Genomic DNA, 11,988 nt, shown 5'->3' with positions numbered 1-11,988 from the left:
TTATTTTCCCTGTCCTTCTATTGTCAATTTATCAATTCTTTTTTGATGTCTATCTCCTTCAAATTCAGTTGATAAAAATACATCAACTAAACCTAAAGCTTTTTGATTTGCTATAAATCTTGCTCCAAGTGCAAGAATGTTTGCATTATTGTGTGCTCTTGCAAGCATTGCACCTTGCTCTTCATATGCAAGTGCAGCTCTTGCACCTTCAACTTTGTTTGCAGCAATTGATATTCCAATTCCACTTCCACAAATTATAATACCAAATGAACCTTTGTTTGCAACAACTTCTCTTGCAACAGCTTTTCCAAAGTCTGGGTAATCCACTGAACTGTCTTTATCTGTCCCTAGATTAACAACTTCAAATCCTTGTTCCTCTAGATGTTTTGTTATTATATTTTTCATTTCAACAGCTGTGTGATCATTTCCAATAAATATTTTCATCTTTCATTTCCTCCTTTTAAAACTATACACTAAAAACAAGAAAATAAAAAACTAGACTCAAAATCTAGTTTAATATTTGATGCCATTTGCATCGAGTAAGTTTTTTAATCTACTAATTTCATTTTTAAGTGAGCTTACTTCACTTTTTAAAGATGTTACTTCTAATTGAAGTTCATTTATAGTAACTTGTTGAGTTTCAATTGTTTTTTGTTGAGTTTCAATAGTTTTTTGTTGAGTTTCAATAGTTTTTTGTTGAACTGAAATAATTTCAAGCAGTTCTGCTTTTTCAATTTTTCAAGCTTCTCTATCAGCTGCTCAACCATCAGTTAGTTCCTTTATTTGTCTTCTCAACTCTATTACCAACGGTGACTCAATATAATTTACATCAAAAAAATACTGACTAGTTGGTTTTAATACATCTCTAAAATCCTTGTTTAACATATCTAACCCCTTCTTACCCTTCTCGTTTTCTAGGTATATTTTAACATAACAATTATTTAATTCAGGGTCACTTCTTGAAGTAATAATTTTTACCTCAGGAATTACTGTTCCATTAGTAAAAGTAAGTCTAAATGTATATATATCAAAAGATTGTTCCATATTTCTCCTTTCAAGGATTACCCCTCAATATAACTATCGTCATGGTTTTAAGAAAAATGTACAAAAACTTTCAAAAAAAATTATAATCATCTTATAAGGGGAATAAAAAAATGAAAAAATTACTTGGTATTATAAGTTTTGTGTCGACAACTTTACCAATCACAACTCTTTCTGTTTCTTGCGGATCTTCTGTTCCAAAAGATTGAAAAGTTTCTACTGCAAAGTCTCAAATAGAAAACTTGGTAAATCAAAAGAAACCTCTCGAAAGTTTTACAATTACTGAACTGAGAGATTTATTAAAAGAATTTTTAAAGCTAGATGATAAATTTAGTCTTGAAAAAGTTTCACCAGAAGTTGAAACTTTTTCTTATGAGTTAGCTAAAGAACACAGTGATAATTATGTTCTTTCAATAGATGAAGAAAATACTTCCGATTACTTTGGAACCACCAAATTCACACATAGTTGAAATGAAAACAAGGATACAACTATTCAAATTAGTTCACAAGTTGTTGAAAATTTAAAAACAAAAATTGAAGAAAAAACTTTTTGAAATCCAACCGATGTTAAAGACAAAATTTTTAGTAGACTTTTGAAGGATACAAACTCAAGCACAATCACTCTACTTCGTGAAATTTTAAAAAATCTTAAGATTGACGATTCGTCAAACAGGAAATATTATAATATTGAACCTAAAACTATTTACAACGAAAAAGAAGAAGAAAATATTGTTTGAACCATCATTGCAAATGGCAATGTAACAAACAAGGCTGCTTATAGAGGTTCGTTTTTAATTTGAGTGAATTTAACAACAGAAAAAATAACATTGGAATTAAATTAAGAATCAAAAAAATACCCTTTCGGGTATTTTTTAATATTCTGAATCGTAAGTTTCTTTTCCTCTTTGGATGATGTCAGCAGATCCTGTTAATCCAGTTCCTGCAGGAATTAAGTTTCCTAACATAATGTTTTCTTTCAATCCTTCAAGTTTATCAACTTTACCTTTGATAACTGCTTTAACTAAAACTCTTGCTGTATCTTGGAAAGATGCACTTGATAATCATGAATCTGATTCAAGTGGAGCTTTTTTAATACCAAAGATTACGTGTTTTGCTAAAGGAGGTTTTTTACCACTTGAAATTGCTGCAAGAACTTCATTTCTGTAAGTTCTTGAAGAAATAATTTCTCCAGGTAATAATTCAGTTTCTCCAGAATCGATAATTTTTACTTTATTTAACATTTGTTTTACAATGATTTCAATATATTTATCTGATATTTCAATCCCTTGTAAACGGTAAACTTTTTGCACTTCTTTAAGGATGTAGTTTTGTACATCTTCAATTTTTGCAACTTCAAGAAGTTCTTTAATATTAATAGCACCTTCTGTAAGTTTTTTACCACGTTTAACAAAGTCACCAACTTCAACACGAGCGATAGCTCCATATTGAGATTTGTATTTTCTTTCATCTTGGTCTGAAGCTACAACAATTGTCAAGATTCCTTCTTCGTCTTTTACTTCTTTTACAGTTCCATCAATTTGTGAAATAATCGCAATTGATCCTTTTGGAATTGTAACGTCAAGTAATTCTTTAATACGAGGAAGTCCTTGAGTAATGTCAGCTCCCCCAGCAACCCCTCCGGTATGGAATGTACGCATAGTTAGCTGAGTACCAGGTTCCCCAATTGATTGAGCAGCAACTACTCCAACTGGTTCTCCAAGTGCAACTTCGTGACCTGTTGCTAGGTTTACACCATAACATTTTCGACAAACACCACGGTTTGTATCACATGTTAATACTGTTCTAATTAGTACATCTTCAACTCCAGCTTCAACAATTTTGTCAGCTAAGTCTACAGTTACAAGTGTGTTTGCAGGAACAATTGTTATTCCTTTATCATCTACAACATCTGCAAATGTATATCTTCCAACAAGTCTGTCTTTTAATGGAACGATGATGTTATTGTGTTTTGTTTCAACGATTGAGTATACGTTAAATCCTCTTGTACTTCCACATTCTTCTTCTGTTACGATGATTTCTTGTGAAATATCTACAAGTCTACGAGTCAAGTATCCTGAATCGGCAGTTTTTAAGGCAACGTCGGCCATCCCTTTTCTAGCCCCGTGGGTAGAAATAAAGTATTCTGACACTGTTAACCCTTCTCTAAATGAAGATTTAATTGGAATTTCTTTAATGTCCCCTTTAGGGTCATTCATAAGTCCCCTCATACCTACAAGTTGAGTAAAGTTAGATACGTTACCACGGGCTCCAGAATCGGCCATAACAAATACTGGGTTTTTTGGATCTTTTTTAAGAACACCTTCAAGTTTACCTTGGATGCTATCTTTAACATTAGATCAAATCGCAATAACACGACGTTTTTTCTCTTGTTTTGTAAGCATACCCATGTTATAGAATTCTGTAATTTGGTTAACTTTTTCATCAGCAACTTTAAATTCTTCGAATTTTTCTGTAAAGGCAACAACGTCAGCGGCACTAATTGTAGTTCCTGATTTTGAAGAGAATTTAAATCCTAAGTCTTTCATGTTATCTAACATTTGAGCAGTTTTTTGTGCTCCATATGATTTAAAGTATCTTTCAATAATTAAAGATAATTCTCTTTTCTTAATTGGTTGTTGAATTGTATAGTCATTTTCGATAAAGCTTCTGATATCAGTATCTGGTTTAACTATAAAGTTTTTGATTTCGTTTTCTGCATCTAAAATGTGAGTGTTTGCAATTCAAGGGAATTCTTCAACAAACATTTGGTTAAAGAATACTTTACCAACTGTTGTTATTAAGTAATTGTTTTGATCTGCTTCACTGAACATTTTGTTTTTTAATTCAGAAATTGGCATTGCTACAATTGCATTTAATGAAACTGAATCAGTTTCATATGCAATTTTAACTTCTTCATAGTTAGAAAAGACAGTTCCTTGTCCTTTAACAGGATTTGTTTCAGTGTCTTTTTCTTCAGTTGTAATGTAGTAGTTACCAAGAATCATATCTTGAGTAGGAGTAACAATTGGTTTACCATCTTTTGGTCCAAGAATTGCTTTACTTCCTAACATTAAAGCTCTTGCTTCAGCAACTGCTTCATCACTAATTGGTAAGTGGACAGCCATTTGGTCCCCATCGAAGTCGGCGTTGAACGCTGTTGTAACTAATGGGTGAAGACGAATAGCTTTTCCTTTAACCAATTTAGGTTCAAAGGCTTGGATCCCTAAACGGTGAAGAGTTGGGGCACGGTTTAAAAGAACTGGTCTATCTTTGATAACTTCTTCTAACACGTCTCAAACTTTTGCATCGTTTGAAAGAATCATTTTTTCTGCAACTTTTACGTTTTCTGCATATTCTTTTTCTTGTAATCTTTTAATTACAAAAGGTTTAAATAATGTAATTGCCATATCTCTTGGAATTCCAGCTTGATACATTTTTAAGTCTGGTCCAATAGCAATAACTGAACGACCTGAGTAGTCAACACGTTTTCCAAGTAAGTTTTGACGGAAACGTCCTTGTTTCCCTTTAAGAATAGAAGTTAGAGATTTTAATGCTCTCTTATCTTTTCCTGTAACTGGTCTTGGTTTACGTTCGTTATCTAATAATGCATCAACAGCTTCTTGTAACATACGTTTTTCATTGTTAACAATAATACTTGGTGCTCCCATAGATTTAACTTTTTTTAGACGTTCATTTCTAATGATAATTCTTCTGTATAGATCATTAATTTCTGAAGTAGTAAATCTACCTCCGTCCAATTGGATAATTGGTCTAATATCTGGTGGAATAACTGGTATTACATGTAATACCATTCATTCTGGTCTTGATTTAGATTTTTCTAATGAGTCTAAAACTTCAAGTCTTTTCATTAATTTGTTTTGTTCTGTAGAACCTTTACGTTCTTTTAAATCTTCTTTGATTTTTTCAATTTCTTTTGGTAAATCAATTCCTTTTAAAAGTTCTTCAATAGCACTTGCTCCAATTCCAAATTTAGCTCCAATATTTCTTGAAATAAATGTTGCAGCTTCATCCATTGAGAATGGAGTTTGAGTAGATGTTAATTGTAAAATTAAGTTATCTGCTCTTTTTCATTGGAATGAATCAGGTTCAAGTTCATTTCTGATTTCTTCTAAAGTTTTTTTCAATTTTTCTCTAGTTTTTAAACTAGCTTTTGCATTTCCTAAATCTAAAACTTGTCCTCTTTTTAAGTGAGTAGAAGTTCCAGGATCTAGAACAATGTGACTTACAAAGTAAACAACTTCTTCAACTTCTTTAGTTTTTAAATCTAAAATTGAAGCGATTCTTGAAGGAGCAACTTTTAACATTCAAATATGTGTTACTGGTTCTTCAAGTTCAATGTGACCCATTCTTTCACGTCTTACAATTGTTTCTGTAATTTCAACTCCACAACGTTCACAAACTTTACCTTTGTTTTTTACTTTTTTGTATTTACCACAACTACATTCGTAGTTTTTAGTAGGTCCAAAGATTCTTTCATCAAATAGACCTTCTTTTTCAGTTTTTAATGTTTTATAGTTTATTGTTTCTGGTTTTGTAACTTCACCACGAGATCAACTTCTGATCACATCAGGAGAAGCTAGTTCAATTTTAATCATTCTTTTGCTTGCCATTTTTTTAACTTCCTCCTAATTAATCTTCTAAGTCTGCATCAAAGCCGAATAAATCATCAGCTTCCATGTCTTCATCTGCAATTACATCATCATCTTCACTAGCGTCTCTAAAACCAATAGTTTCATCAGCACTAAATGAATCATCATTTGCAGGAACATATGAAGAATCAAATTCTGTTTCGATATCCTCTTCTTCGTATGCGTTGATTTGTACTTTAACTCCGTTTTCATCAATCATGTGCATGTCAAATCCTAATCCCATAATTTCTTTTGTAAGAACATTAAATGATTCTGGAATTCCAGGTTTTGGAATTGGTTTTGACCTAACGATTGATTCATAAGTTTTAATACGACCTTTAATATCATCTGATTTAATAGTCAAGATTTCTCTCAATGTGTAAGCTGCCCCATATGCTTCAAGAGCTCAAACTTCCATCTCACCAAATCTTTGTCCCCCGTTTTGAGCTTTTCCTCCAAGAGGTTGTTGAGTAATAAGTGAGTATGGTCCAATGTTTCTTGTGTGAAGTTTGTCATCAACCATGTGAGAAAGTTTTAGCATATACATAACTCCAACAGAGATTGGTTTATCAAATGCTTCTCCAGTTCTACCATCAGTTAATTTAACTTTACCGTAGTTTGTCATTCCAGCTTCTTCCATGATTTCAACTAAATCATTTTCTTTTACCCCTTCAAAAACAGGAGTATTAACTTTAATTCCAAGTTTTTTAGCAGCCATTCCTAAGTGAATTTCTAAAACTTGACCAATGTTCATACGTGAAGGAACCCCTTGTGGGTTTAACATAATGTCAACTGGAGTTCCATCTTCCATATGTGGCATATCTTCAACAGGTAAGATTTTTGAAATAACCCCTTTGTTACCGTGACGTCCAGCCATTTTATCTCCTTCTTGGATTTTACGTTTTTGAACGATGTAAACTTTAATTATTTCTAAAATATCTGCTGGAAGATCGTGTCCGTCAGCTCTACTGAAACGTTTAATTGATTTAATAATTCCTTCTCCACCATTTGGTACTCTTAATGAATTATCTTTAACGTTTCTTGATTTTTCACCAAAGATTGCGTGTAGCAATTTATCTTCAGGTGATAATTGAGTTTGAGATTTTGGTGTAACTTTACCAACCAAAATATCTCCAACTTTAACTTCAGTTCCAATAGCAACAATACCTTCTTCATCAAGGTGTTTTTTGCTAGCTTCACTAATGTTTGGAATTTCTCTTGTAATTTCTTCAGGTCCTTGTTTTGTTTGTCTTCTTTCAATAGTATATTCATCTATGTGAATTGATGTAAATCTATCATCGATTACAATTCTTTCAGACACAATAACAGCATCCTCATAGTTGTAACCATTTCAAGTTGTAAAGGCAACAACAACGTTTTGTCCTAAAGCCAATTCTCCTTTTTCCATTGAAGGTCCGTCAGCTAAGATATCTCTTGCTTTAACTTTATCTCCAACTTTAACGATTGGTAAGTGAGTAATTGCAGTTCCGTTGTTTGATTTGTTGAAATCATTTAAATCATAGTTTTTGATTCCATCAGCACCTTCAACAGAAATTAATTTTGAGTCAACATATCTTACAATTCCATCAGCTGATGCTACAACAGCATCCCCTGAGTCACGTGCAGATTCATGTTCAACACCAGTTCCAACAATTGGTGATTCTGGGTTAATTAATGGTACAGCTTGACGTTGCATGTTGGCACCCATAAGTGCACGGTTGGCATCATCGTTTTCCAAGAATGGAATACATGATGTAGCAATAGAAACAATTTGTTTTGGTGAAACGTCTACAAAGTCCACATCAATTGGACTTGCCATCATGTCATCTCCTCTGTAACGAGCAACAACACTTTCATCTAAAATTGTTCCGTCTTCTGCGATTTGAATATTTGCTTGAGCAACAATAAAGTCTTTTTCTTTATCAGCTGTTAAGTATTCGTATTCACCTTTAATAACTCTTCCTTTTTCAACTTTTCTATATGGAGTTTCAATAAATCCAAATTTATTGATTCTTGCATATGTAGATAAGTTGTTGATCAACCCAATGTTTGGTCCCTCAGGTGTTTCAATAGGACAAATTCTTCCGTAGTGAGACGGGTGAACGTCACGAACTTCAAGAGCTGCTCTATCTCTACTTAACCCTCCAGGTCCAAGAGCTGTTAAACGACGTTTGTTTGTTAACTCTGACAATGGGTTAGTTTGGTCCATAAATTGTGACAATTGAGATAAGTTAAAGAACTCACCAATAATTGCAGTTAATGGTTTATTGTTAATAATACTTGATGGTTTCATTTTGAATGGGTTTGAAGTTGCTAATTTTTCTTTAACATTTTTTTCAATACGCATCATACCAATTCTGAATTGGTTTTGTAGTAATTCACCAACTGTACGCACTCTTCTGTTCCCTAAGTGGTCAATATCATCGATTTCCCCGATATCATCGATCAGGTTAATAGCGTATGAAATTGTTGCAAGAATATCTGGAACGTTTATGTACTCATCATTTGATTTTTGAGTAACTCCAATTAGTGTGGCAACTTTATCTCTTAAGTCGTTGTCTTTGTAAACTTTAACTTTTTGAATTTCTTTACCTGAATCAATAGCAGCGTTAAAACTGATTTCTTGAGTCATAGCTCCAGCATCTAGAACTGCTTCTAGATCTCTGAACATGTCTTTTGTGATTTCTGTGTCTTTTGCAAATGCAACTTTACCATTAACATCAACGATGTCTTCGGCTAACACTCTACCAATTAAACGGTTTTTAACTGCAAGTTTTTGTTGTAATTTAAATCTTCCAGCTTTTGTTAAATCGTATTTTCTTTTGTCAAACAATAATCCATATAGGTATTTACTTGCTCCATCAGCTGTAGCAGTTTCTCCTTGACGGATTTTTTTATAAATTTCTTGAACTTGTTGTTCAAAATCAATGTTAATATCTCCACTTAAAGTATCTTGTAAGTAGCTTGCCTCAATTATTTCATCATTATCAAATAGATCTAAAACTAAATCTTTATCCATTTTAAATGATGTTAATAAACTTGTAGCTGTTGTTTTTCTTGATTTATCTATTTTTACATAGAAAATATTTGAAACTTTGTTGTCTAAAGTTTTTTTAGCATCAAGTTCAAATTCTAATCATGTACCACGTGATGGAATAATGTCTGCGTAATAGATCATTTCCCCATTTTTACGGTTCATTTCTTTTTTAAAGTAACTTCCAGGTGATCTTACAAGTTGTGAAACCACAACTTTTTCACTACCATTAATTACAAATGTTCCTCTATCTGTCATTAATGGGAACTCACCAAAGAATACTTCCCCAGTTTTATAAATGTCTATATTTGCCACATATAGATCATCTTTTTCTTCGATAATTTCTATTTGAATAGAATCTTTATCTCCTGATTTAGATTTGTATTCAAAAAAGTATAGCTGTCCTTGGCTATTTTTAATTTCAACTCCAGTTGATTCAATTTTTTCTTGCAATCATCCTTTTAGGAATGTTTGCATATCTCCTGAAATTTCTTCTTTGAAGATTTCTACATTTTCTTGGTGAACTGTTAAAGAAAGGTTAGCATAAATAGGTGCATCAAATATTTTTGATTCCTCTTTAGCTTTAACAACTGACATTCTAGGTTCTCTAAATTCTCAGTCAGTTAAAGTTAAAACGATATCCCCATCAGCAGAAACTACTGGGAATACCTCACCAAACACTTCACTAATACCTTCTTTTAAAAATCACTCAAATGTATCTGTTTGCAATTCGATTAAGTTAGGTAATGGTAGATCTCCCGATACCTTTGTATAATCGCGTCGTTGCACTAACGCATTTACGTTTTTAATTTTGTAACTCATAATGGCCTCCGTTCAAGCAAAACATACGCAAACAAATTCTATATGAAATAAACGCTAAAATCAATGGTTTTTTGATTTTTCTTTTATTTTTAACATTAAAAATTTGTTTGCTACATGTATTACAAAAATACACAAAATGGGTAAATAAAAACAAACTTTCATATAAAGTTTGTTTTTATTTTTATATAACTGTTATTTTAAACGTTCTTGGTTTGGTATTGTATCTTGTTGTAATAGTAACATTAACTTCACCAACTTTAAGTGCTGTTATTTCAAAATTTCCCTTTGCTGAACTTGTAGAAATTTTGGCAACTTCTACAATTCCTTCAACTTCGAGTTCAACTTTAAAAATTAGGAAAGAGGGGCCTGTAGTGAAATTCACTTCAAGCCTAGTTACTTCACCTAATGCAATAGCTACATTTTCAATAGGCAAAATCTCTGGTATTTCTACAACAGTAACCCAAAATGTAACATTCTCTGCTCTGTTGTAAGTTAAGGTAACCAAAGTTCTTCCAACTTGCCCGTTTGCAACAATACCAATAGAGCCGTTTCCATTTTCATGTATTTGTGCAACTACTCTTACATCTATTAAGGAGTTAGAAGCTTTTATCTTTAATTCAGTGCCTAATATATGATTTGAAACATTCAAACTTCTTGTTAAACCTCCACCCACTATTGCTACATAATCGGATTGTTTGGAAATCTCTGGTTTATCTTGGTTATAAACAGTTACAGTGAATTTAACTGGCGCTACATCATGAGCAAATATTACAATTTCACTAGTTCCATCTCTTGATCCAAATAATGTTAGTTCTCCATTGTTTAAAGTTGTTTTTACTGTTAATGGCTTTTCGTTTTGAATAATTAATAACTTAGGATCTAAATTTTTAGTTCTTACTGTTATTTTTTTAGTTTCCCCTAAGTTTATTTTTTGATTTGAAATACTAAATATTTCTGGGATTAAACTTGACGGAATAACAAAGACATTAAACGGAACCACTCTATTTTCATCAATATGTAAGAAACCAGTTGTTTCTCCTCGTACATGTCCATAAATTATAAAGCCTGTTTCTGTTAATTCTCCAGTTACTAGATCTTTATCTGCAAACGATAATTTTGTATATTTATTTGATCAATTATTCAAATGTAAGTTCGCTTCTTTTTGTGAATTTACTTCAACTACTTGATCACTAATTTCTACTTGTTCTCAGTCAATTACTCTATCAACAACTTGAACATTAAATGTTACTTTATCATCCACGCCAAAATTTAAAGTTAAAGGAGTTTCTCCTTTTTTTAAACCCGTTATAAAAAGTTGTTCGCTAGAATTGCTAACTTCAATTATTTCGGCATCATCCATACCCAATGTTATGTCTTCTTCAAAAACATTTAAGTTAATATTTAATACCTTGGTTTCTCCAAGTGTTATTTTTTGGTCTTCAATAACAGAAATTTGGAATGAGTTGATTTTTACTTCTTGGGTAAATGATTGAAGTTCGCCTCAAACCAGATTTTTATGATCACCTTTTTCGTAATCAGAAACTCTGTAGTATATTCTTAACTCATCTCTACTTTCAAAGGTTTCTGCATTTACATACAAAACTTGAAAGTCATTTGTTGGTTGTTCATCTCCGACAAAAACACCTTTAGAATGATCAGATTCCATTTGTGTATTTAAAGCAGAAATAGCATTCCCTAATTTTCTTCATCCATTATTAATATTTGTTATTTCTTTTGTTTTAACTTTTAAGTTATTTACAGCAACTTCTCAAGGATAATTAATATCTCCATAACAAGAAACAGCTAGAGAACTTCCAGATGTTATCAGAGAAAATGATCCCAAGAAAGCAAGAATTTTTTTCAAATCGCTCCTTCCTTTCTTTTTTTTATTTGTTGATTGTTAATTTTTCATAGAAAAACAAATACATAAATATGTATATTGTTCACCTATGCATTTGTAATTCTCATGAAGCTTATACATCACTATATAGAATAGAAAAGGAGTGATGCATAAGAAGAAATTTATTTTTAATACTTTTATTATGACTTTAATATTTGTGAAGAATAGATTGGTTGAACAGCTCAACTAAAGATTCATAAACTTTATTTCTCACCAATAAAATTTTTACCGAAACTTCTACAAACATTATTACTAAAGGAGGTATAGTTACTAATAGAGGCTACTAATGATTAATTAATTCTCATGACTTTTAGTACCTTTTTTTAATAAAATATTAAGTTTTATTTATTATTTTTACATGGTGAGACAATAAACAGATTAATAGGTTGGTTAATATTTGCAATAACCTAAAAAAGGTTATCACTAACTTTCCTCACATAGTTATAGTACAAAATTTTTTTACAGAATACTAGTGTTTTTAGAAATTATTTTCAATTTGTCTATTATAAGTGTGTTATATATTGCTACTTGGGTATTAAAAA

The 11,988-nt window shown here is 31.6% G+C and carries 6 protein-coding genes; 1 reads left to right on the top strand and 5 read right to left on the bottom strand.

Translation table 4 applies throughout. The annotated features are described in order from the left end of the window. Together rpiB and SCHIN_RS00340 are read right to left on the bottom strand one after the other, a co-directional pair. Window positions 1-444 (bottom strand): ribose 5-phosphate isomerase B, encoded by a 444-nt coding sequence (gene rpiB / locus SCHIN_RS00345; protein WP_166507660.1) that lies wholly within the window; start codon window positions 442-444, stop codon window positions 1-3. Window positions 445-513: 69 nt separating this feature from the next. Beyond that, entirely contained in the window at window positions 514-1,044 is a 531-nt protein-coding gene (locus tag SCHIN_RS00340; RefSeq protein WP_166507659.1) for a hypothetical protein, read from the bottom strand. 110 nt (window positions 1,045-1,154) lie between these two features. On the opposite strand from SCHIN_RS00340, the gene SCHIN_RS00335 reads away from it, so the two are divergent. Further along, window positions 1,155-1,883, top strand: a complete 729-nt coding sequence (locus tag SCHIN_RS00335) for a hypothetical protein (RefSeq protein ID WP_166507658.1) — start codon at window positions 1,155-1,157, stop codon at window positions 1,881-1,883. A 30-nt stretch (window positions 1,884-1,913) separates the two neighbouring features. Here the strand turns inward: SCHIN_RS00335 and rpoC are convergent, their stop codons facing one another. The 3 genes from rpoC to SCHIN_RS00320 all read right to left on the bottom strand — a co-directional run bounded on the left by rpoC (window position 1,914) and on the right by SCHIN_RS00320 (window position 11,410). Further along, on the bottom strand, window positions 1,914-5,672 hold the full coding sequence (gene rpoC, locus SCHIN_RS00330; RefSeq protein WP_166507657.1) for a DNA-directed RNA polymerase subunit beta': 3,759 nt from the start codon (window positions 5,670-5,672) through the stop codon (window positions 1,914-1,916). Between the two features lie 19 nt (window positions 5,673-5,691). Beyond that, window positions 5,692-9,546, bottom strand: a complete 3,855-nt coding sequence (gene rpoB / locus SCHIN_RS00325; protein ID WP_166507656.1) for a DNA-directed RNA polymerase subunit beta — start codon at window positions 9,544-9,546, stop codon at window positions 5,692-5,694. Between the two features lie 181 nt (window positions 9,547-9,727). Beyond that, a complete protein-coding gene (locus tag SCHIN_RS00320; RefSeq protein WP_166507655.1) occupies window positions 9,728-11,410 on the bottom strand; it encodes a lipoprotein in 1,683 nt (560 codons plus the stop codon). Between the last annotated feature and the right edge of the window lie 578 nt (window positions 11,411-11,988).

The sequence above is a fragment of the Spiroplasma chinense genome (genome assembly GCF_008086545.1).
GTDB lineage: Bacteria > Bacillota_I > Bacilli_A > Mycoplasmatales > Mycoplasmataceae > Spiroplasma_A > Spiroplasma_A chinense.
The sequence above is the reverse complement of the archived record's forward strand: the minus strand, read 5'-3'. Positions and strand labels throughout refer to the sequence as shown.